The 255-nt window shown below is 49.8% G+C and carries 1 protein-coding gene; it reads right to left on the reverse strand.

The window, feature by feature from the left end:
- Positions 1 to 255: CHRD domain-containing protein (locus ACGHAV_RS16975; protein WP_390383389.1), on the reverse strand; the 255-nt coding region annotated here is incomplete at both ends.

Consider the following 255-nt stretch of genomic DNA (forward strand, 5'->3'; position numbering starts at 1 on the left):
TTGAGCATCCATAAATTCATGTCGTCCATAGACTGCTCAAGACCCGTAAGTACATCACCATTCATGCCTACACGACCAGTGTGGATATGCGCCGCTACTGCGTCTGGTACACCAGAGGTCAGAACCTTAACTTCAAGCGATAAATCGTTTGTATCGATAAGCGCATAGCCGCTGCCGCTGGCAGTCGTTTGTACCGCAGGAACTTCCTGCTGACCGGATAGGTCGAACGCTGCTAGAACGAAGTTATCGGTAAGT

Origin of the sequence: Alteromonas sp. MTD1, assembly GCF_042848195.1 — a bacterium.
GTDB lineage: Bacteria > Pseudomonadota > Gammaproteobacteria > Enterobacterales > Alteromonadaceae > Alteromonas.